Below are 21,898 nucleotides of genomic sequence, written 5' to 3'. Positions count from 1 at the left end.
AATACGAACGGCATGCGCGGGTCTGCAAGGCACGCCAGAGCGGGACGCCACGGGGCCTGCCTGCCCGCAGGCCGCCATGCCGTCAATTGCGCAGCGACGAGCCGCGCAACGCCAGCGTCACCGGCAGGGTGCGGCTGTCGACCGGCTGCCCGGCGATCTGCGCCAGCAGGGTCTCGACCAGCACCGCACCGGCCAGCTTGGTGTCCTGCTGCACGGTCGACAGCGCAGGCGCCACGCAGGCAGCGACGGGGATGTCGTCGAAGCCGGCCAGGGCTACGTCCTCGGGCACGCGCAGGCCGTGTTCGCGCAACGCCTTCAGTGCGCCGATCGCGATCAGGTCGCTGGCGGCGAACACCGCGTCGAAGCGTTCGCCGCCGCGCAGCAGCGCCTGCGCCGCCTCGTAGCCGGACTGCTCGGTGGTGATCGCGTCCACCTGCAGGCCGGGCACGAGGTCAGACCCGGCCGCGCGCAGGGCCTGGGCATGGCCGCGGTAGCGCTCGAGGAATTCGGGATAGTGGTTCGAGGCGTCGCCGAGGAAGGCGATGCGCCGGCAGCCCTGCTCCAGCAGGTGCGCGGTGATGTCGTGGCCGCCCTGGAAGTTGTCGCTGCCGATCGACACCCCGGGCTGTCCGGGCAGCACCGCGCCCCAGCGCACGAAGTGGGTGCCTTGCTCGACCAGATGCTGCAGCCGCTGCTGCGCCTGCAGGTAGTCGCCGTAGCCGAGCAGGATCAGGCCGTCGGCCTTCTGGCTGTCGCCGTAGTCGGCGCGCCAGTTGTCCGACAGCTGCTGGAACGACACCAGCAGGTCGTAGCCGTGGCGCGCGCAGGCGCGGGTGATCGAGCCCAGCATCGCGTGGAAGAACGGGTTGATCAGCGAATCGTCGGTGGTCGGGTCTTCGAAGAACAGCAACGCCAACGTGCCGGCATTGCGCAGGCGCAGGCTGGAGGCGTGCTTGTCGACCTTGTAGTTCAGCTCGTTGGCGATCGCCAGGATCTTGCGCCGGGTCTGCTCGTTGACCGCCGGGCTGCCGCGCAGGGCGCGCGACACGGTGGGCTGCGACACGCCCGCCAGATAGGCGATATCGAGCGATGTGGCCTTGCCTTTGATGACGGCGCTCGCATTGCAGGAAAACAGCCCGAAGCATGCCATGGCGTACGGGATAGCACTTGCTGCGGCGCAGCGTTGGGTGGCGGGACCAGGGACCGGGGACCGGGGACCCGGAAGAGCGCAGGGCATGCAACTTTCGCTGCTATCGTTCTGGCAGGAGGCTTTCATGATCGATGCGATGCATGCCGTCAGCCCCCAGCCAAGCGCTTGTCGGGTCCCTGGTCCCCGGTCCCGGGCGTGCAGACAGGCAAATCCCCAACGCCGCCGAATTGGTTTACCATTCCACAACTATTCAACGCGGAATGACGGGTGGCCCGCGGCAACGCCGGCCGAGCGTGCGACATGAGCACTACCATCGCCCCAGCATGAAACCCGCCCAAGGCTGTCCGAGCAGGCGCCCTTGTGGCGCCTTCTTTGTATCCCGCGCCTAGCGCCGCCGGCTTCCGGCGCGCGGCGGGAAACGCCCGCTCCGCATCGCTTTCCTTCTTGCCGACTCCCATGATCACGATCACGCTTCCCGACGGCAGCCGCCGCGAATTCGAACACCCCGTCAGCCCCATGGACGTGGCCCAGTCCATCGGCCCGGGCCTGGCCAAGGCGACCATCGCCGGCCAGGTCGACGGCCGCCTGGTCGACGCCAGCGACCTGATCGACCACGACGCCAGCCTGCGCCTCATCACCGCCAAGGACGCCGAGGGCGTGGAGATCATCCGCCACTCCTGCGCGCACCTGGTCGGTCACGCGGTCAAGCAGCTGTACCCCGAGGTCAAGATGGTGATCGGCCCGGTCATCGCCGAAGGCTTCTACTACGACATCTACAGCGAGCGCCCGTTCACCCCCGAGGACATGGCGGCGATCGAGCAGCGCATGCAGCAGCTGATCGCGCAGGACTACGACGTGGTCAAGAAGGTCACTCCGCGCGCGGAGGTGATCGAACTGTTCCGCCAGCGCGGCGAGGACTACAAGCTGCGCCTGATCGAGGACATGTCCGACGACATCACCGCGATGGGCTTGTACTACCATCAGGAATACGTGGACATGTGCCGCGGCCCGCACGTGCCCAACACGCGCTTCCTCAAGGCGTTCAAGCTGACCCGCATCTCCGGAGCCTACTGGCGCGGCGACGCCAAGAACGAGCAGCTGCAGCGCATCTACGGCACCGCCTGGGCCGACAAGAAGCAGCTCGACGCTTACATCCTGCGCATGGAAGAGGCCGACAAGCGCGACCACCGCAAGATCGGCAAGGCCCAGGACCTGTTCCACCTGCAGGAAGAGGCGCCCGGCCTGGTGTTCTGGCACCCCAAGGGCTGGTCGCTGTGGCAGGTGGTCGAGCAGTACATGCGCAAGGTCTACCGCGACAGCGGCTACGGCGAGGTGCGTTGCCCGCAGATCCTGGACGTGTCGCTGTGGCAGAAGTCCGGTCACTGGGACAACTACCAGGACGCGATGTTCTTCACCGAGTCGGAGAAGCGCACCTACGCGGTCAAGCCGATGAACTGCCCCGGCCACGTGCAGGTGTTCAACCAGGGCCTGCACAGCTACCGCGACCTGCCGATCCGCTATGGCGAGTTCGGCGCCTGCCACCGCAACGAGCCCTCCGGCGCGCTGCACGGCATCCTGCGCGTGCGCGGCTTCACCCAGGACGACGGACACGTGTTCTGCCTGGAGTCGCAGATCGAGGCGGAGGTCACCGCGTTCCACCAGCAGGCGCTGGCGGTGTACGCCGCGTTCGGTTTCGACGACATCCAGATCAAGATCGCGCTGCGCCCGGAAAAGCGCCTCGGCGACGACGTGACCTGGGACAAGGCCGAAGCGGCGCTGCGCAGCGCCCTGGGCGTGTGCGGGGTGGAATGGCAGGAGCTGCCGGGCGAGGGCGCCTTCTACGGCCCCAAGATCGAGTACCACCTGAAGGACGCGATCGGCCGCACCTGGCAGCTGGGCACGATGCAGGTGGACTTCATGATGCCCGGCCGCCTCGGCGCCGAATACGTGGACGAGAACAGCCAGAAGAAGCACCCGGTCATGCTGCACCGGGCCATCGTCGGCTCGATGGAGCGCTTCATCGGCATCCTGATCGAGCACCATGCCGGCGCGTTCCCGGCCTGGCTGGCGCCGGTGCAGGCGATGGTGATGAACATCACCGATGCACAGGCCGACTACGTAGACAGCGTGCGGAAACTCCTTGCAAATCAAGGCTTCCGCATCGAGGCCGATTTGCGGAACGAAAAAATCGGCTATAAGATTCGCGAACACACGCTGCAGCGGGTGCCGTACCTGTTGGTGGCGGGCGACCGCGAGAAGGAAAACGGCGCCATTGCAGTACGCACGCGATCGGGGGAGGATCTGGGAACCATGTCGGTTGCCGCCTTCGCCGAACGGCTGCTCGCCGAGCAGCTGGCGTAAGACAACCCCGATGCGGGCGGAGCCTCCGTCCGCGTCGGTCCGATTCCCCTGGGAGATTGCAACATCAGTACCCCTGACAACAAACAGAACCGCAAGAACCAAGAGATCCGTGTCCCGCGCGTTCGCGTGATCGGCAAGGACGGCGAAATGGTCGGCGTGCTGACGCGCGACGAAGCGTTGGCGCTGGCCGAAGAGGATGGGCTCGACCTGGTCGAGATCCAGCCGCAGGCCGATCCGCCTGTCTGCAAGATCATGGACTTCGGCAAGTTCAAGTTCGAGCAGCAGAAGAAGGCGAACGAAGCCAAGAAGAAGACCAAGCAGGTCGAGATCAAGGAAATCAAGTTCCGTCCGGTCACGGACGAAGGCGATTACCAGATCAAGCTGCGCAACATGCGCCGCTTCCTCGAAGAGGGCGACAAGGTCAAGGTCAACATCCGCTTCCGTGGCCGCGAAATGAGCCACCAGGAACTCGGGCGCGAAATGGCGTCGCGGATCGAAGCCGACCTCGGCGAAGACATCGTCATCGAATCGCGTCCGCGCCTGGAAGGCCGGCAGATGGTGATGATGATCGCGCCGAAGAAGCGCTGACCGCAGCAGCTCAGGATCGCGCCCCCGCCCATGTGCGGGAGCGCGGCCGCTGCCGGGCGCCTGCTGGCGCCCTTCGCGTTTTCCGATGTCGCTTGCCGCCGCCGTCAGGCGGTGGAGGGGCGTGGCTGCCCGCTGTCCGGGGTAAGTCGCCTGCTGCGCCCATCGGGTGTCGCGCGCAGGGCGGGGCCAGTATCCGCTCGAGACAGCAGCGCACTGCGAGCACTCCCTGTCCGATGGTGCGCAAGCACCCGCCGATGCCGCAGCCTTTCCGAATCCCGAATCCCGAATCCCGGGCGCCAGCGCCCAGATCGAAATGCATGATTTGCAAGGCATTCCAAGCCCTGGCATAATGCGCGGCCCAGTGCATCGGGTTTGCCGTTCACGCGGCAATAGGACCCGCCCTGATTCTTTGAGGATCAAGGGCTTACAAGCCGGTACGGGCACGGATGGAAAGCGTGGCGCAAGCCACCGCCCTGACCAGTGACAAAACACCATCAAGGACATTGCAATGCCCAAGATCAAGACCAACCGGGCGGCGGCCAAGCGTTTCCGCAAGACCGCCTCCGGCAAATACAAGTGCGGCCACGCCAACCGTAGCCATATCCTCACCAAGAAAGCGACCAAGCGGAAGCGCAACCTGCGGCAGACGAACCATGTTCGTGCCGAGGACGCTGGCCGTCTTGACCGTATGCTGCCTTACCTCTGAGGACTGAACCATGGCTCGAGTAAAACGTGGCGTCCAGGCACGCCGTCGTCACAAGAAAGTTCTGAACCTGGCCAAGGGCTACTACAACGCCCGTCGCAAGGTCTTCCGCGTCGCCAAGCAGGCGGTGATCAAGGCGCAGCAGTACGCCTACATCGGCCGCAAGCAGAAGAAGCGCGTGTTCCGTTCGCTGTGGATCACCCGCATCAATGCGGCGGCCCGCATCAACGGCCTGAGCTACAGCCGTTTCATGAACGGCCTGCTCAAGGCCGGCATCACCCTGGACCGCAAGGTGCTGGCGGACATCGCCGTGCACGACGCGCAGGGCTTTGCCGCCCTGGCGGAGAAGGCAAAGGGCGCGCTGGCGGCATAATGCAGGTCCCTCTGCAACGGCCCGCACATCCATGTGCGGACTGTTGAACAACAGCAGGGAAATAGCAGACATGCAGGGGAAGGGCGCGAGTCCTTCCCCTTTTTGCGTTTTGTGCATCCCGATAGCGAGTGTTGCTCGCGATCGGGTGTCTCCCGAGCACCGTATCCGGATCGGGTGGTCGGCTGAATTGAGGCGCGAGTGCAATGAGTGAAATCGAATCCCTGAGCGGGAAGGCGCTGGCGGACATCGCCGCCGCGCAGAGTCCCGAGGCGCTGGAGCAGTTGCGGGTCGCGCTGCTGGGCAAGAGCGGCAGCATCACCGCGCAGCTGAAGCAGCTCGGCGCATTGCCGCCGGAGCAGCGCAAGCTGGCCGGCGAGGCGATCAACCAGGCGCGCGATGCGGTGTCCGCGGCGCTGGCCGAACGCCGCGCGCTGCTGGAAAGCGCAGCGCTGGACGCGCGCCTGGCGGCCGAGCGCATCGACGTGACCCTGCCGGGCCGGCGCGGCGAGCGCGGCGGACTGCATCCGGTCACGCGCACGCTGGAGCGCATCACCGAGATCTTCGCGCGGCTGGGCTACGAGCTGTCCGACGGCCCGGAGATCGAGGACGACTGGCACAACTTCGAGGCGCTGAATTTTCCGCCGCACCATCCGGCGCGGGCGATGCACGACACCTTCTACTTCGGCGACGGCCGCCTGCTGCGCACGCATACCTCCGGGGTGCAGGTGCGCTACATGGCCGAGCATGCGCCGCCGCTGCGCATGATCGCCGCCGGCAAGGTCTACCGCAGCGACAGCGACCAGACCCATTCGCCGATGTTCCACCAGGTCGAAGGCCTGCTGGTGGACGAGCATTCGACCTTCGCCGACCTCAAGGGCACCTTGTCCGAGTTCGTGCGCGCGTTCTTCGAGCGCGATTTCGAGATGCGCTTCCGTCCCAGCTACTTCCCGTTCGTCGAACCCGGCGCGGAGGTGGACATCGCCTGGCAGCAGCCCGACGGCAGCACCCGCTGGCTGGAAGTGCTCGGTTGCGGCATGGTCCATCCGAACGTGCTGCGCAGCGTCGGCATCGATCCGGAACGCTATACCGGCTTCGCCTTCGGCATGGGCGTGGAGCGCTTCGCGATGCTGCGCTACGGCGTCAACGACCTGCGCGCGTTCTTCGAGAACGATGTGCGGTTCCTCAGGCAGTTCGCCTGAGGGCCGGGATTGGGAATTCGGGATTTGGGATTCGCGAAAGCGGGTCCGTCCTGGTTTCTGGTCCCGCATGAAGCCGCTGTTACGAATCTCCAATCCCGAATCCCAAATCCCGGCCTCTCAATGAAATTCAGCGAAAACTGGCTGCGCAGCCACGTCCCCACCCAGGCCTCGCGCGACGAACTGGCCGCGACCCTGACCGCTATCGGTCTTGAAGTCGAAGAGGTCACGCCGCTCGGCGAGTCGCTGCAGCAGGTGGTGGTGGCGCGCATCGTCGAAGCGGCGCGGCATCCGGAGGCCGATCGGCTGCAGGTATGCCAGGTCGATGCCGGGCAGGGCGGCTTGCTGCAGATCGTCTGCGGCGCGCCGAACGCGCGCGCCGGGCTGGTCGCGCCGCTGGCGCTGGTCGGCGCCCAGGTCGGCGGCATCGCGATCAAGGCGGCCAAGCTGCGCGGCGTGGAATCCAACGGCATGCTGTGCTCGGCCAAGGAACTGGGCCTGGACAGCGATGCGTCCGGCCTGTTCGAACTGCCCGACGACGCGCCGATCGGCCAGGCGCTGGCCGAGTACCTGGGCCTGCCCGACGCCAGCATCGAGATCAAGCTGACCCCGAACCGCGCCGACTGCTTCGGCGTACGCGGCATCGCCTACGACGTGGCTGCGGCCTGCGCCAGCGAAGTGCTGCCGTTCGCGGCCGAGCCGGTCGCCGTCGCCAGCGAGCGCCGCCTCGAGGTGCGCCTGCAGGCGGGCGGCGATGCGCCGCGCTATTGCGGCCGCGTCGTCGAGGATCTGGACCCGGCGGCGAAGACGCCGCTGTGGATGGCCGAGCGCCTGCGCCGCAGCGGCGTGCGCCCGGTGTCGCTGCTGGTCGATGTCACCCAGTACGTGATGCTGGAACTGGGCCAGCCGATGCATGCCTTCGACCTGGACACGCTGCACGGCCCGGTCGGGGTGCGCCGTGCGCGCGCCGGGGAGACGCTGAAGCTGCTCGACGGCCGCGACGCGACGCTCGACGATGGCTTCCTGGCCGTCACCGATGACGACCGCGTGGTCGCCCTGGCCGGCCTGATGGGTGGCTACGACACCCGCGTCACCGATGCGACCCGGCACGTGTTCCTGGAAGCGGCGCATTTCGCGCCGGCGGCGATCATGGGCCGCGGCCGCAAGCTCGGCCTGCACACCGATGCCGGCCACCGCTTCGAGCGTGGCGTGGATCCGGCATTGCCGCGGCAGGCGCTGGAACTGGCGACGCGGCTGGTGCTGGAACTGGCCGGCGGCCGTGCCGGCCCGGTGGTCGAGGCCGAGCTGCCCGACTACCTGCCGGCGCCGGCGCCGATCGCGCTGCGCCGCGCGCGCATCGTGCGCGTGCTCGGCATCGAGATCGCCGACGCCGAGGTCGAGCGCATCCTGCGCGCGCTGGGCATGGCCGTCGCCGCCGCCGCCGACGGTTGGCAGGTCACCGCGCCGAGCCGCCGCTTCGACATCGCCCTGGAAGAGGATCTGATCGAGGAACTGGCGCGCATCCACGGCTACGACCGCTTGCCGACCACGCTGCCTGGCGGCGCGTCGCGCATCGCCATGGGCAGCGAGACGCAGCTGGACGAACTGAGCGTGCGCCGCCAGCTGGTCGCGCGCGAGATGCTGGAAACCATCAACTACGCCTTCGTCGATGCCGGCCTGCTGGACCAGTGGGGCCTGGACGCCGGGCGCGTGGCGCTGGCCAATCCGCTCAGCGCCGAACTGGCGGTGATGCGCCCGGCGCTGCTGCCCGGGCTGGTCGCGGCGCTGGGCCGCAACGCCGCGCGGCAGGCCGGGCGCGTGCGCCTGTTCGAGCTGGGCAAGGCGTTCGAGGCGGCCGCGGCGGCCGGCGCGGCGCCAGCCGAGACCCAGCGCGTGGCCGCGGCGGTGTGCGGCGATGCCGACGCGCTGCAGTGGGGCCTGCCGGCGCGCAAGGTCGACTTCCACGATCTGAAGGGCGACCTGGAGGCGCTGGCCAGCGCCGCCGGCGCGCGCCTGGACTACCGTCCATCGGCGCGTTCGTTCGCGCATCCGACCCGCTCGGCCGACGTGTATCGCGACGGCGCCCTGATCGGCTGGATCGGCCAGCTGCATCCGCGGGTGCTGCAGGCGATGCAGATCGACGTGGACGTACTCGGGTTCGAGCTGGACCTGGCGCCGCTGGCCGCGCGCGCGCTGCCGCGTGCCGCCGAGCTGTCGCGGTTCCCGTCGGTACGCCGCGACCTGGCGTTCCTGGTGCCGGAGGCGGTGGCCTGGTCGGCGCTGGCCAGCAGCGTGCGCGGCGCGGTCGGGCCGCTGCTGCGCGAGGTGGTGCTGTTCGACCGCTACGTCGGGCCGGGGGTCGAGGCGGGTTTCAAGAGTCTCGCTATGGGCTTGATTTTGCAGGACAACTCGCGCACTCTGACGGATCGCGATGTGGATGCCGTGGTCGCCGATGCAGTGGCGGCGCTGGCGCGCGAACACGATGCGCGGATTCGCGGCTGAGACGTACGGGGATAGCAGGGCAATGGCGTTGACCAAAGCGGAAATGGCCGAACGGTTGTTCGACGAAGTCGGGCTGAACAAGCGCGAGGCCAAGGAATTCGTCGATGCTTTCTTCGATGTGCTGCGCGATGCGCTGGAGCAGGGACGGCAGGTGAAGCTGTCCGGCTTCGGCAACTTCGATCTGCGCCGCAAGAACCAACGGCCCGGTCGCAATCCCAAGACCGGCGAAGAAATTCCGATCTCGGCACGGACGGTGGTGACCTTCCGCCCGGGACAGAAACTCAAGGAGCGAGTGGAGGCTTATGCTGGACCCGGGCAGTAACCGCGAACTTCCGCCGATTCCGGCCAAGCGCTACTTCACCATCGGTGAGGTCAGCGAGCTGTGCGACGTCAAGCCGCACGTGCTGCGCTACTGGGAAACCGAATTCCCCAGCCTGGAGCCGGTCAAGCGCCGCGGCAACCGCCGTTACTACCAGCGCCACGACGTGTTGATGGTGCGGCAGATCCGCAGCCTGCTGTACGAACAGGGTTATACCATCGGCGGTGCGCGGCTGCGCCTGGAAGGCGAGGGCGCGCGGCAGGAGTCGGCGCTGAGCAACCAGATCATCAAGCAGGTGCGGCAGGAACTGGAAGAAGTGCTGCAGTTGCTGCGGCGGTGAGCGCAGCGGCGCAACCGGCTAGGAATGGCCGCGCCAATCCCGCTATAATCGCCAGCTCGCCGCGAGGCGGGACCGCCGCAACGGCGGACGTTTTTACCGGGGTATAGCGCAGCCTGGTAGCGCACTAGTCTGGGGGACTAGTGGTCGTCGGTTCGAATCCGGCTACCCCGACCATCTTCGAAGGCCCATGTCAGCGACATGGGCCTTTTTCGTTTGCGCCCAGTCGGCGGCCCGCCTTGTTCTGAACATTGGCCATGGCCTCAGCGAGCGGATGAACGGTAGGCCGGAGGGGTATGTGCCGCAGTGCAGCGCCGAATCTGCGCGCCGGAATGGCCGTCGCGGACGCTGTGGCGCTGGGGAGCAGGCCGGGTGCGATACGTTTTCGGTCAGGCGAGCCGCGACTGAAGCCGCTTCCGCTAAATGGGCCGATGACCGGCGCAGGGCACTGCCGCGGCTGGAATCGGGCGGCGGTGTAGACAAATGCGCCGACGCCGGTTCAATTTCGGCTCATCCAATCCACGCACCGGGAAGGCAGACTGCCGGCGACGCCGGGAAGCCGGCGCGGAAGTGCGGAGGAGGGCCGTCAAGGCTTTGACATGCGTCACGTTAACGTCGTGTCTTTTGCTGCACTGCGTCGTTCGCATTGCTGAATATCCGGACATGTAGTTGAATCCCTCCGGTATGGCGTCAAAAAAATGTCGGATGACGTCTTGGTGAGGGCAGACAGCTGTGCCATAGTGCACTGCAACACGAGGCTTCACTGTTGGCCCGGGCAGTCGCCCGAGGCTGGAAATGACACTGCAATCGTCTTACCCGACCGGTGATGGAGCATCGGCCGGTGGGGAGAGTGCGGCGTTCTCAAAACCACTCGACAGAGGGCATCGGCATCGCGCATGGGTAAACTTTTCGGCACGTTCAACTGGGCACTGTGCTTGGCCCTTTCCTGTCTGGTCTTCCTGTCCGCCTGCAGTAGCGGACCGAAGCTGCGGACGGACTTGCCTCCAGGCGATCCGCTGGCAGGTTCGATGGGGCAGCCGGAATACCTGCTCGGCCCCGGCGATCTGCTGACGGTCAAGGTGTTCCAGATCGACGACCTGGAACGCCAGGTGCGGGTCGACAACGAGGGCCGCATCTCGCTGCCGCTGATCGGCGACGTCAAGGCGGCCGGGCTCAGCGTCAACGCATTGCAGAAGGACATCGCCCAGCGCTATCGCAACGGCTATGTGCAGAACCCGCAGGTGTCGGTGCTGGTCGACGAATTCACCGGCAACCGGGTCACCGTGAGCGGCGCGGTCACCGAGCCGGGCATCTATCCGATCGCAGGTTCCGCGCTGACCCTGCAGCAGGCGCTGGCGCTGGGCAAGGGCGTCAACAATGTCGCCAGCCGCGGCAACGTGGTGGTGTTCCGCAACGTCGGTGGGCAGAAGATGCTGGCGCGGTTCGACCTTGGCGATATCGAGAAGGGCGCATCCCCCGATCCTGAAATCTACGGCGGCGACATCGTCGTGGTGTATCGCTCCGATGCGCGCCTGCTGTTGCGCACGTTGGTGGAACTGACGCCGTTCGTGATGATCTGGCGGGCCTACCGATGAGTACCCACGGCATGCATCACCGCTCCTCCTCGGCATCGGCACCGCTGAGCCCGGCCGACATCAGCCTGCTGGACTACTGGAACGCCCTGTACCGGCAGCGCTGGTTGATCGTCGGCATCACCGCCGCGGTCGTGCTGCTGGCGCTGCTGGTCACCTTGCTGATGACGCCCAAGTATCGCGCCACCAGCGTGCTGCAGATCGAGCGCGAGGCCTTGAACGTCACCAACGTGGCGAACCTGATGCCGGTGGAATCGCCGCAGGATCGCGATTTCTACCAGACCCAGTACGAGCTGCTCGGCAGCCGTTCGCTGGCCCGCGCGGTGATCCGCGAGGCACGGTTGACCCAGGAGCCGACCTTCAAACCGTTGGTCGACGAGGCGCTGGAGAAGCTGCAAGGCAATGGCGATGGCCGCGCGCCGTCGCCGCAGGCGCGCGCCACCGCGGCCGAGAACGCGCTGGTCGGGCCGGTGCTTGACGCGCTGCAGATCGAGCCGGTGCGCGACTCGCGGCTGGTGCGGATCAACTTCGATTCGCCCGATCGTGCGCTGGCCGCGCGCGTGGCCAACACCTACGCCAAGATGTTCATCGCCTCGACCCAGGAGCGGCGCCTGCAGGCGTCCTCGTTCGCGTCCAAGTACCTGTCCGAGCGGCTGGAACAGCTGCGCGACAAGGTCGAGGAGTCGGAGAAGAACACGGTCGACTACTCCAGCAAGGAGCAGATCGTGTCGCTGGGCGACGACAAGCCGTCGCTGCCGACGCAGAACATGAGCGAGCTCAACGTGCGCCTGGCGGCCGCGCAGGATGCGCGGATCAAGGCCGAGTCGGCCTGGCGCCAGGCCGGGATCGGCGACGGCCTGGGCCTGCCGCAGGTGATCAGCAGCCCGCTGATCCAGAACCTGCGGACCGAACAGGTGAGGCTGGCGACCGAGTACCAGCAGAAGCTGGCGACCTTCCAGCCCGGCTATCCGGAAATGCAGCGTTTGCAGAACCAGATCGCGGAGACCAAGCGGCAGATCGCCAATGAGATCGCCAACATCCGCACTGCGCTGAAGAACGATTACGAGGCGGCGCGGCAACAGGAGACCTTGCTGTCCGAGCGCATCTCCGGCCTGAAGAACGAAGAGCTGGATCTGCAGACCCGCAGCATCCGCTACAACATGCTCAAGCGCGAAGCCGACACCAACCGCCAGCTCTACGACGCGCTGCTGCAGCGCTACAAGGAGATCGGCGTGGCCGGCAACGTCGGCACCAACAACGTGTCGATCGTGGACCGGGCCGACGTGCCGGGCCGGCCGAGTTCGCCCAAGACCTTGCTGAACCTGGCGCTGGCCTTCGTGTTCGGCCTGTTCATGGCGATCACGATCGCCCTGATCCGCTATTTCCTGCGCGAAGCCAATGCGGCGGCCGCGGCATGAACGGCGCGACGCCATGCGGCAGCGTGACCGCGATCGCGGTCGCTGCGCCGATGCAAGCACAGGTCATTTTTTCTACGCAAATTCTTCAGCGAGGTGATACGTGATTCAGCTAAGAACCAAGGCGATCGATTATTTTCCTGACCGGTTGTACGCAGTCGTCGTTCTGTTGAAGTAACACGGGCTGCCGTGGACCTGGGGTCGGTGAGGAAGGCACCGCAGCGGTCCACTGGCAGATGAGATCGAGGCTCGACGACGTCGCATGTTCCCCCGCATGCCACCGACCCGAGTTTGGATGGGAATCCCGACCATGCTTTTGGCAGACCTGAGTAGCGCCACCTATACAACTTCGTCCCCCCGCCTGCTGTCCAAATATGCGGCCGCGGCGGATATCGTGCTCCGCGTTTCGGATCTGACGGTCATCGTCGCCGCGGCGCTGGTCAGCCACCGCCTGCTGTTCGGCAACTGGTTGCCGGAAGCGTCCTACCGGGTCGCGATCGGCACCACGCTGCTGTACGCGGTGATCTGTTTCGCGCTGTTCCCGCTGTACCGCAGTTGGCGCGGACGCGGCCTGTTGCGCGAAATGATGGTGCTGGGCCTGGCCTGCAGCGGCGTGTTCGCGCTGTTCGCGGTGCACGCCTTCGTGGTGCAGTTCGGACAGCAGGTGTCGCGGCTGTGGATCGGGCTGTGGTTCACCAGCAGCCTGGCCACGTTGCTGGTCTCGCGCACCATGGTTCGCGGCGTGCTCAACCACCTGCGCTCGGAAGGCGTGGACGTGCAGCGCGTGGTCGTGGTCGGCCTGCGCCACCCGGTGGTCAAGATCCACAACTACCTGAGCCGCAACCCATGGGTCGGCATGCAACTGGTCGGCTATTTCAGCAGCGACTACGATCTGTCGGTGGCCGACCATCCGAAGAAGCTGCAGTGCCTGGGGGCCGGCACGCCGGAATCGCTGATCGAGTACCTCAACAATAACGAGGTCGAGCAGGTGTGGATCTCGCTGCCGCTGGGCGAACGCGACCACATCAAGCAGCTGCTGCAGCAGATGGACCGCTATCCGATCCAGGTCAGGCTGATTCCCGATCTGTTCGACTTCGGCATGCTCAACCAGTCCGGCGACCAGATCGGCAACGTGCCGGTGATCAACCTGCGCCAGGGCGGGGTGGACCGCAACACCTACTTCGTGGTCGCCAAGGCGCTGCAGGACAAGGTGGTGGCGCTGGCGGCGCTGGCGGTGCTGTGGCCGGTGATGCTGGCGGTGGCGGTGGGAGTGAAGCTGAGTTCGCCGGGTCCGGTGTTCTTCCGCCAGCGCCGTCACGGCCTGGGCGGGCGCGAGTTCTACATGTACAAGTTCCGCTCGATGCGCGTGCAGCAGGAACCCAGCGACGTGGTGGTGCAGGCCAAGCGCGGCGACAGCCGGGTCACGCCGTTCGGCGCGTTCCTGCGCCGCACCAGCCTGGACGAGTTGCCGCAGCTGTTCAACGTGCTCGGCGGCAGCATGTCGGTGGTGGGGCCGCGTCCGCATGCGGCGCAGCACAACACCCACTACGAGAAGCTGATCAACCATTACATGCAGCGGCACTACGTCAAGCCGGGCATCACCGGCTGGGCCCAGGTCAACGGGTTCCGCGGCGAGACGCCGGAGCTGCGGACGATGAAGAAGCGCATCCAGTACGACCTGGACTACATCCGGCGCTGGTCGCTGTGGCTGGATACGCGGATCATCGTGCTCACCGCGGTGAAGGTGCTCGGGCAGAAGACCGCCTACTGATGCGCCCGATGTACCGTTACTCCGCCGACCGTCCCCGCTGCCGGCGCCGCCCCGTCGTCGCCGTCGGCAGCGGGGACGGCGGCGGCCGGGGCGCATGCCGCCGCGCGATGAGGGAGTCGGCCAACCGTCGCCTGTGTATTCGCGGCGCCGTCGTTGTGCCGCTTTTTGCCGTCTCGCGAGGCGGCGCGTGCTGACCGCGCCGGTGATGACGCTGCGCGAGCGGCGCCGCAACCTGCTGATCGAGCTGTTGCTGTTGTTCGCCATCGGCTACAACTTCCTGCTCGCGCTGGTGAACGCCAAGGTGTTCCGGGTCAGCCCGGCCATGACCTATGTCGCCGAACTGGGGGCCTACGGCGCCTGCTTCGTGATCGGCCTGTGGGCGCTGGACCGCAAGCGCACCGCCCTGGTGTTCACCGGGCTCGCGGCGATCGTGCTGCTGATGCTGGCGCGGCTGTTCCTGGTCTGGTCGATCGATCCGAAGTTCTTCCGTGATGCGCTGATCCCGTTCGCGTTCCTGGTGCTGGGCGCGGCCTATACCGGGTCGCTGCCCAAGCTGTTCCTGCGCATGGCGCTGATTGTGTCGCTGGTGGCGCTGTTCGAGCTGGCGCTGCCCAAGCTGTACGGCGACGTGGTCAATCCGAAGAGCTACTTCGTCAATGCGCGCGGCGCCGCGGCGTCCAGTTTCTGGAACGCGGACAGCAACCTGTTCGTCAGCGCGACCCGGCCGGGCGCGCGCAACTTCCTGCCGTCCTCCAACCTGCCGCGCGCCTCCTCGGTGTTCATCGAGCCGGTGACGATGGGCAACTTCATCATCTTCTTCACCGCGATCCTGCTGACCTTCTGGCGCTGGATGCGGCCGCTGGCCATCGCCGCGTCGGTGGCGATGATCGGTTTCCTGATCGTGGCCTCGGACGGACGCCTGGCCGCCGGCACCTGCGTGATGATGGTGCTGCTGACCCCGCTGCTGCGGCGCATGGACCAGCGCCTGGGCTTTCTGATCTTCTTCGGCGTGCTGCTGGGTGCGTGGCTGATGGTGTGGGCGTCCGGCATCCAGAGCTACGAGGACACCACCCTGGGGCGGGTGTTCTTCACCGTCTATTCGATCCGCAACATGACCCCCGAATCGTGGCTGGGCCTGGATTCCCAGTCGCCGTACACATATTTCGACAGCGGCATCGCCTATTTCATCTCCTCGCAGTCGGTGGTGATGGTGCTGGCGTTCCTGGTCGCCTATTCGTTCGCGATGCTGATGCGCACGATCGAGGGCCAGCTGTTCAAGAATCTGCTGATCTTCGCGTTCGCGCTGAGCCTGCTGGTGTCCAACGGCTATTTCTCGATCAAGACCGCGGCGCTGTGGTGGTTCGTCTGCGGCTGCCTGTGGCAGATGGTGCCGCGGCGGCGCGAACTGGACGCGCTACCGCCAGCCACTGATACGCAACGACCTGAGGCGGTGGCGACATGAGCGCAGCGACGCAGCCGTTGCAGACGGTGCTGGCCGAGGAGCCGACCAAAACCGGTGTGCGCGGGACCCGCGGCCCGCGCGATGCGCGCATCGACGCGGCCAAGGCGCTGGCGATCGTGCTGGTGGTGTTCGGCCATGCCAAGGGCATCCCGCAGGCCTATGTGATCCTGGCCTACAGCTTCCACGTGCCGATGTTCTTCGTGCTGTCCGGCTGGGTCGGGGAGGCGTTCGGCAAGCGGCCACTGGGCGTGGCGACCTGGACCAAGCTGGCGCGCAGCCTGCTGTTGCCGTACCTGGCGTTCTTCGTGGTCGCGTATGCGTATTGGATGCTGACCCGCAACATCGGCTCCAAGGCGCAGCTGTGGGGCGACCGGCCATGGTGGGAACCGTTGCTGGGCCTGGTCAGCGGCATCGGGCCCAAGCTCTACGTGATGCCGGCGCTGTGGTTCCTGCCGGCGCTGTTCGTGACCACGCTGGCCTATCTGTACCTGCGCCGGCGCCTGTCGCTGGATGTGCTGGCGCTGCTGTCGCTGCTGCTGGCCTGGGGCTGGGCGATCTGGTTCCCCACCCAGGACTACCGGCTGCCGTTCGCGCTGGATGTGCTGCCGGTGGCGTTGTGCTTCTTCGCGGTCGGCGCGGCCGCGGCCAAGCGCAGCGCGCGCCTGCCGCGTAGCCGCATGGGCAATGCGCTGGCGGCGTTGCTGCTCGGCGCGGCGTGGTACGCGATCGCCTGGAACAACGGCCGGGTGGACGTGAACATGATGAAGTTCGGCCATTCGCCGCTGGCGTTCCTGGCGGCGAGCCTGCTCGGCAGTGCGATGGCGCTGTGCGCGGCGCGACTGGTGCAGGAATGGGCCTGGGTGCAGTGGATCGGGCGCAATACCTTGCTGATCCTGTGCACGCATACGCTGCTGTTCTCGGTCATGGCCGGCGTCGCCAGCCGCACCGGCCTGGTCCGCGGCGATGCCTGGGGACCAACCTGGGCGGTATCGGTGGGCGTGCTCGCGGTGATCGCCAGCGTGCCGATCCGCGCGGTGATCGTGCGCGTGGCGCCGTGGATGATCGGGCTGCGCCGCGAACCGGCCAGACAGGAGGCGCCCTGATGGCGCCATCGCAACAACGCTGTGCGCTGTCGCACGGGAGCGCTCAATGAAAGTGGTACATGTCGTGCGCCAGTTCCATCCGTCCGTTGGCGGCATGGAGGAGGTGGTGCTGAACATCGCGCGGCGGCATCTGCAGCAGGGCCGCGATCAGGTCGAGGTGGTCACCCTGGACCGGGTCTTCACCCGGCCGCAGGAGCGGTTGGCGCGACACGACGTGTACCAGGGCGTGCCGATCGTGCGCGTGCCGTTCCGCGGCTCCTCGCGCTATCCGTTGGCGCCGCAGGTGCTGGCGACGCTGCGCGGCGCCGACCTGGTGCACGTGCACGGCATCGATTTCTTCTACGACTTCCTGGCCTTGACCCGCCTGCTGCACGGCACGCCGATGATCGTGTCCACCCACGGCGGGTTCTTCCACACCACCTATGCCTCGCGGTTGAAGATGCTGTGGTTCAAGACGCTGACCCGGGCCTCGGCCTGGGCCTACGCGCGGGTCGTGGCGACCAGCGAGAACGACGGCCAGGTGTTCTCCGCGGTGGTCGCGCCGCAGCGGCTGCGGGTGATCGAAAACGGCGTGGACGTGAGCAAGTTCGCCGGGCAGGGCAGCGCCTCGCCCGGACGCACGCTGATCTATTTCGGGCGCTGGTCGGTCAACAAGGGCCTGCTGGAGACGCTGGACCTGCTGCGCGCGCTGGCGGCGCAGGATCCGGCGTGGCGGCTGATCGTGGCCGGGCGCGAGTACGACTTCACCCAGGCCGACCTGCTGCAGGCGATCGCTGAGCGCGGCCTGCAGGAGCGCGTGCAGCTGCACGTGGCGCCGTCGCAGGAGGAACTGGCGCAGCTGCTCGGCAGTGCGCAGTATTTCGTGTGCCTGTCGCGGCACGAGGGTTTCGGCCTGGCCGCGGTCGAGGCGATGAGCGCCGGCCTGCTGCCGGTGTTGAGCGACATCCCGCCGTTCGCGCGGCTGGTGCGCGAATCGGCGCAGGGCGTGCTGGTGGATCCGGCCGATGCGCAGCGCGCCGCCGACGCGGTGCAGGCCTACGCGGCCGCCACCGACGCTGCGTTCGCCGCGCAGCGGCAGGCGGCCATGGCCTATGCGCAGCGCTACGACTGGGAGCAGGTGGTCGGCGCCTACCTGGACGAGTACCGCGCGGCGCTGGGCACTGCGGAGGGCGTGCGATGAGCGTGGAACCGCGCTGCAGCGGCGATGCGCGCGTGCCCGGTCCGTCGATCACCGTGTTGCTGTCGACCGAACGGCCGGCCGCGACCACCAACCCATACCTGACCCAGCTGTACGCCGCGTTGCCGCAGCAGGTGCAGCTGCGCTTCTTCTCGATGCGCGCGGCGCTGCTGTCGCGCTACGACGTGTTGCACGTGCACTGGCCGGAATACATGATGCGGCACCGCAGCGGCCTGGGCACGCTGGCCAAGCAGGCGTGCATGGCGCTGCTGCTGCTGCGGCTGTGGCTCACCGGCGTGCCGCTGGTGCGCACGCTGCACAACGTGGCCCCGCACGAGGACAAGGGCTGGCGCGAGCGCCAGCTGCTGCGCTGGACCGATCGGCTGACCGCGCGCTGGATCCGCATCAACGCCACCACGCCCGAGCGCGCGCCGGCTACCGACACCATCCTGCACGGCCACTACCGCGACTGGTATGCGGCCATGCCGCAGCCGCCGCGGGTACGCGGGCGGCTGCTGCATTTCGGCCTGCTGCGCCCGTACAAGGGCGTGGAAACGCTGGTGGCGACGCTGCAGGCCTTGCCCGATCCGGCGCTGAGCCTGCGCATCGCCGGCAATCCGATCAATCCGCAGATCCGCGCCGTGGTCGAGCAGGCCTGCGCCGCCGATCCGCGGATCAGCGCGCGCCTGCAGTACGTGGAGGACGAGGTGCTGGCGCGCGAGGTCGGCGAGGCCGAGCTGGTGGTGTTGCCGTACCGGCAGATGCACAACTCCGGCACGCTGTTGCTGGCCTTGTCGCTGGCGCGGCCGGTGCTGGCGCCGTGGAACGAGGCCAATGCGGCGATCGCCGCGGAGGTCGGGCCGCAGTGGGTGCTGCTGTACCGGGGCGAGCTGGATGCGGCGCAGCTGGCGGACGCGCTGGCGCAGGCGCAGCGGCTGCCGGCCGATGCGATGCCGGACCTGTCACGGCGCGACTGGAGCGCGATCGGCGTGCAGCACTACCGCAGCTATCTGGACACGCTCGGCCAGCGCGTCGAGGCGCTGGCATGAGCGTGGCCGGAGCGCCGCCGCCCGCCGCGCCGCCGGAACGCAGCCTGGGGTCGCGCGCGGCCGGCGGCGCGGCGGTGACGATGGCCGGGCAGCTGGCCAAGATGGTGGTGCAGTTCGGCGGCATCGTGCTGCTGGCGCGCTTGCTCACGCCCTACGACTACGGCCTGATGGCGATGGTCACCGCGATCGTCGGCATGGCCGAGATCCTGCGCGATTTCGGCCTGTCCTCGGCCGCGATCCAGGCCAAGCACGTCAGCCGCGAGCAGCGCGACAACCTGTTCTGGATCAACAGCGGCATCGGCCTGGTGCTGGCGGTGGTGGTATTCCTGTCCTCGTCGTGGATCGCGCACTTCTATCGCGAACCGGCGCTGCTGGGCATCTCGCAGGCGCTGGCGGTGACCTTCCTGCTCAACGGCATGACCACCCAGTACCGCGCGCACCTGAGCCGCGGGCTGCGCTTCGGCCAGGTATCGCTGAGCGACGTCGGTGCGCAGGTGCTGGGCCTGATCGCCGGCGTCGGCGTGGCCCTGGCCGGCTACGGCTACTGGGCGCTGGTCTGGCAGCAGGTGGTGCAGGCGCTGGTCAACCTGGCCATCGCCGGCGCCTGCGCGCGCTGGCTGCCGCGCGGCTACCGCCGCGATGCGCCGATGCGCGCGTTCCTGAGCTTCGGCTGGAACCTGATGGCCGCGCAGCTGCTCGGCTACGCCAGCCGCAACGTCGGCCAGGTGATCATCGGCCACCGCATCGGCGCAGAAGCGCTGGGCCTGTACAACCGCGCGTTCCAGCTGCTGATGATGCCGCTGAACCAGATCAACGCGCCGGCCACCTCGGTGGCGTTGCCGGTGCTGTCGCAGCTGCAGGACGATCCGCCGCGCTTCGGCAGCTTCCTGCTGCGCGGGCAGACGGTGATGGTGCACCTGATCGTGGCGCTGTTCTCCTTCGCCTGCGCGCTGGCGCTGCCGCTGATCGTGCTGGTGCTCGGCGAACAGTGGCGGCCGGCGGTGCCGCTGTTCCAAGTGCTGACCCTGGGCGGCATCTTCCAGACCGCGTCCTACGCCACCTACTGGGTGTTCCTGGCGCTGGGCCTGATGCGCCAGCAGCTGGTGTATTCGGTGGTCGGGCGGGTGATGCTGATCGCCTGCATCTTCGCCGGTTCGATCTGGGGCGTGATGGGGGTGACCGTCGGCTACACCCTGGGCCTGCTGGTGATGTGGCCGCTGTCGGTGATCTGGATCGCCAAGGTGGCGCCGCAGGTGCCGGCGATGGAGCTGTTCAACAACGGCCTGCGCGCGATCCTCGGCTATGGCGCCTGCGGCGTGGCGGCGTACTTCGCCGCGCAGCAGTGGGGCGGCGGCTCGCTGTGGCAGCAGCTGGCGGTGGGCAGCGCGGCGATGGCGCTGGGCTGCGTGCTGGTGTTCGCGCTGTGGCCGGCGTTCCGCCACGACGTGATGGCGATCCTCAACATGCGTACGCTGCTGCGCGATGCCAGGGCCAAGCGATGACCCGCGGCCAGGCGACATTTCCCGAAACCCCTTCCCGCAAAGGAGCGATGCCATGAGCGATTCTTCCGCGTCGGCGACGCTCGCCGCGGCACCGGCCGCGGCCATCGCCGGACGCCCGCCGTGCTACCTGGTGCTGTCGGCGCACGACTACCGCACGCCGCGCCGCGCCAACATCCATTTCATTGCCGACGAGCTGGCCAAGCGCGGCACCACGCGCTTCTTCTCGCTGCGCTACAGCCTGCTGTCGCGGCTCAAGGGCGACCTGCGGCTGCCGCTGGACGCCACCGCCAACACGGTGGTCAGGCACAACGGCGTGGACTGCTACCTGTGGCGCGCGCCGCTGCACCCGTTCAACACCCGGCGGCGCTGGCTGCGGCCGCTGGAAGACCTGATGTTCAAGCTGTACGCGGCCAAGCCGCCGGCCACGCTGCTGCGCTGGATGCAGGAAGCGGACGTGATCGTGTTCGAGAGCGGCATCGCGGTGGCCTTCATCGAACTGGCGGCGCGGATCAACCCGACCGCGCGCAAGGTCTACCGTGCCTCCGACGGGCTGAGCACGATCAACGTCGCCGACTACATCGAGCGCGAGTTCGAGCGGGTGGCGCCGAGCCTGGACGTGATCGCGCTGGTGTCGCCGGCGATGGCCGACGAGATCTCCAGCCGCCACAACGTGTTCCACGTCGGCCACGGCGTGGACCACAACCTGGACACGCTCGGCGATCCGTCGCCGTACGCCGAGGGCATCCATGCGGTGGCGGTCGGCTCGATGCTGTTCGATCCGGACTTCTTCGTCGCCGCCAGCCGCGCCTTCCCGCAGGTCACCTTCCACGTGATCGGTTCGGGCATGGGCCGCGCGCCGGGCTACGGCGACAACGTGGTGGTGTACGGCGAGATGAAGCATGCCGAGACCATCCGCTACATCAAGCACGCCCGCTTCGGCATCGCCCCGTACGCCTCGGAACAGGTGCCGGTGTACCTGGCCGACAGTTCGATGAAGCTGCTGCAGTACGATTTCTTCGGCCTGCCGGCGGTGTGCCCGAACGCGGTGGTCGGCCGCTATCCGTCGCGTTTCGGCTACACGCCGGGCGACGAGGCCTCGATCGTCGCCGCGATCGGACAGGCGCTGCAGGCGCCGCACGAGCGCCATCGCCAGTGCCTGAGCTGGTCGGACACCACCGACCGCGTGCTCGACCCGGCGGCCTATCCGGAAACGCGGATGTTTACAGATAGCCCGGCCTGAGACGCCGGCAGTCCGCCACTACCGAACGAATACCGTATGCGCATCTGGAGGAGGAGCC

Annotated in this window: 18 protein-coding genes and 1 tRNA gene; 18 read left to right on the top strand and 1 reads right to left on the bottom strand. The window is 67.5% G+C overall.

Annotation, left to right across the window (positions count from 1 at the left end):
* Nucleotides 1-82: 82 nt before the first annotated feature.
* On the bottom strand, nt 83-1,150 hold the full coding sequence (locus tag J2Y70_RS10935; RefSeq protein ID WP_309917153.1) for a LacI family DNA-binding transcriptional regulator: 1,068 nt from the start codon (nt 1,148-1,150) through the stop codon (nt 83-85).
* A 456-nt stretch (nt 1,151-1,606) separates the two neighbouring features.
* On the opposite strand from J2Y70_RS10935, the gene thrS reads away from it, so the two are divergent.
* The 18 genes from thrS to J2Y70_RS10845 all read left to right on the top strand — a co-directional run bounded on the left by thrS (nt 1,607) and on the right by J2Y70_RS10845 (nt 21,840).
* Nucleotides 1,607-3,511, top strand: coding sequence for a threonine--tRNA ligase (gene thrS / locus J2Y70_RS10930; protein WP_263394898.1), 1,905 nt, complete (start codon nt 1,607-1,609; stop codon nt 3,509-3,511).
* Nucleotides 3,512-3,574: 63 nt separating this feature from the next.
* Nucleotides 3,575-4,099, top strand: a complete 525-nt coding sequence (infC, locus tag J2Y70_RS10925) for a translation initiation factor IF-3 (protein WP_074375534.1) — start codon at nt 3,575-3,577, stop codon at nt 4,097-4,099.
* Nucleotides 4,100-4,607: 508 nt separating this feature from the next.
* Nucleotides 4,608-4,805 (top strand): 50S ribosomal protein L35, encoded by a 198-nt coding sequence (rpmI, locus tag J2Y70_RS10920; RefSeq protein ID WP_002811096.1) that lies wholly within the window; start codon nt 4,608-4,610, stop codon nt 4,803-4,805.
* Nucleotides 4,806-4,815: 10 nt separating this feature from the next.
* Entirely contained in the window at nt 4,816-5,175 is a 360-nt protein-coding gene (gene rplT, locus J2Y70_RS10915; RefSeq protein ID WP_003466653.1) for a 50S ribosomal protein L20, read from the top strand.
* A gap of 203 nt (nt 5,176-5,378) precedes the next feature.
* A complete protein-coding gene (pheS, locus tag J2Y70_RS10910; protein WP_309917148.1) occupies nt 5,379-6,374 on the top strand; it encodes a phenylalanine--tRNA ligase subunit alpha in 996 nt (331 codons plus the stop codon).
* 120 nt (nt 6,375-6,494) lie between these two features.
* Nucleotides 6,495-8,873, top strand: a complete 2,379-nt coding sequence (pheT, locus tag J2Y70_RS10905) for a phenylalanine--tRNA ligase subunit beta (protein WP_309917146.1) — start codon at nt 6,495-6,497, stop codon at nt 8,871-8,873.
* Nucleotides 8,874-8,895: 22 nt separating this feature from the next.
* Nucleotides 8,896-9,195, top strand: coding sequence for an integration host factor subunit alpha (locus tag J2Y70_RS10900; protein WP_003466661.1), 300 nt, complete (start codon nt 8,896-8,898; stop codon nt 9,193-9,195).
* The gene (locus J2Y70_RS10895; protein WP_009597860.1) at nt 9,176-9,532 is read left to right on the top strand and encodes a MerR family transcriptional regulator; all 357 of its coding nucleotides are present in this window, start codon (nt 9,176-9,178) and stop codon (nt 9,530-9,532) included. Before J2Y70_RS10900 ends, J2Y70_RS10895 begins: the two co-directional genes overlap by 20 nt.
* A 97-nt stretch (nt 9,533-9,629) precedes the next feature.
* Nucleotides 9,630-9,706, top strand: a tRNA-Pro gene (locus J2Y70_RS10890).
* 719 nt (nt 9,707-10,425) lie between these two features.
* On the top strand, nt 10,426-11,124 hold the full coding sequence (locus tag J2Y70_RS10885; protein ID WP_263394895.1) for a polysaccharide biosynthesis/export family protein: 699 nt from the start codon (nt 10,426-10,428) through the stop codon (nt 11,122-11,124).
* Nucleotides 11,106-12,539 carry a GumC family protein gene (locus J2Y70_RS10880; protein ID WP_309917710.1) on the top strand — a complete coding sequence of 478 codons (1,434 nt, stop codon included), beginning with the start codon at nt 11,106-11,108 and terminating at the stop codon, nt 12,537-12,539. Before J2Y70_RS10885 ends, J2Y70_RS10880 begins: the two co-directional genes overlap by 19 nt.
* A 307-nt stretch (nt 12,540-12,846) precedes the next feature.
* On the top strand, nt 12,847-14,307 hold the full coding sequence (locus J2Y70_RS10875; RefSeq protein WP_309917139.1) for an undecaprenyl-phosphate glucose phosphotransferase: 1,461 nt from the start codon (nt 12,847-12,849) through the stop codon (nt 14,305-14,307).
* Nucleotides 14,308-14,512: 205 nt separating this feature from the next.
* On the top strand, nt 14,513-15,769 hold the full coding sequence (locus tag J2Y70_RS10870; RefSeq protein WP_309917707.1) for a polysaccharide biosynthesis protein GumE: 1,257 nt from the start codon (nt 14,513-14,515) through the stop codon (nt 15,767-15,769).
* On the top strand, nt 15,766-16,872 hold the full coding sequence (locus tag J2Y70_RS10865; RefSeq protein WP_309917136.1) for an acyltransferase family protein: 1,107 nt from the start codon (nt 15,766-15,768) through the stop codon (nt 16,870-16,872). Before J2Y70_RS10870 ends, J2Y70_RS10865 begins: the two co-directional genes overlap by 4 nt.
* 46 nt (nt 16,873-16,918) lie before the next feature.
* Nucleotides 16,919-18,052 carry a glycosyltransferase family 4 protein gene (locus tag J2Y70_RS10860; RefSeq protein ID WP_309917134.1) on the top strand — a complete coding sequence of 378 codons (1,134 nt, stop codon included), beginning with the start codon at nt 16,919-16,921 and terminating at the stop codon, nt 18,050-18,052.
* Entirely contained in the window at nt 18,049-19,098 is a 1,050-nt protein-coding gene (locus J2Y70_RS10855; protein ID WP_309917132.1) for a GDP-mannose--glycolipid 4-beta-D-mannosyltransferase, read from the top strand. Before J2Y70_RS10860 ends, J2Y70_RS10855 begins: the two co-directional genes overlap by 4 nt.
* On the top strand, nt 19,095-20,600 hold the full coding sequence (locus J2Y70_RS10850; RefSeq protein WP_309917129.1) for a lipopolysaccharide biosynthesis protein: 1,506 nt from the start codon (nt 19,095-19,097) through the stop codon (nt 20,598-20,600). Before J2Y70_RS10855 ends, J2Y70_RS10850 begins: the two co-directional genes overlap by 4 nt.
* Before the next feature lie 52 nt (nt 20,601-20,652).
* The gene (locus tag J2Y70_RS10845; RefSeq protein ID WP_309917126.1) at nt 20,653-21,840 is read left to right on the top strand and encodes a glycosyltransferase family 1 protein; all 1,188 of its coding nucleotides are present in this window, start codon (nt 20,653-20,655) and stop codon (nt 21,838-21,840) included.
* Nucleotides 21,841-21,898 lie beyond the last annotated feature (58 nt).

The organism is Xanthomonas sp. 1678 (assembly GCF_031455575.1).
In the GTDB taxonomy this organism is placed as follows: domain Bacteria; phylum Pseudomonadota; class Gammaproteobacteria; order Xanthomonadales; family Xanthomonadaceae; genus Xanthomonas_A.
Note: the sequence above shows the minus strand (reverse complement) of the source record. Positions and strands in the feature narration are given on the sequence as shown.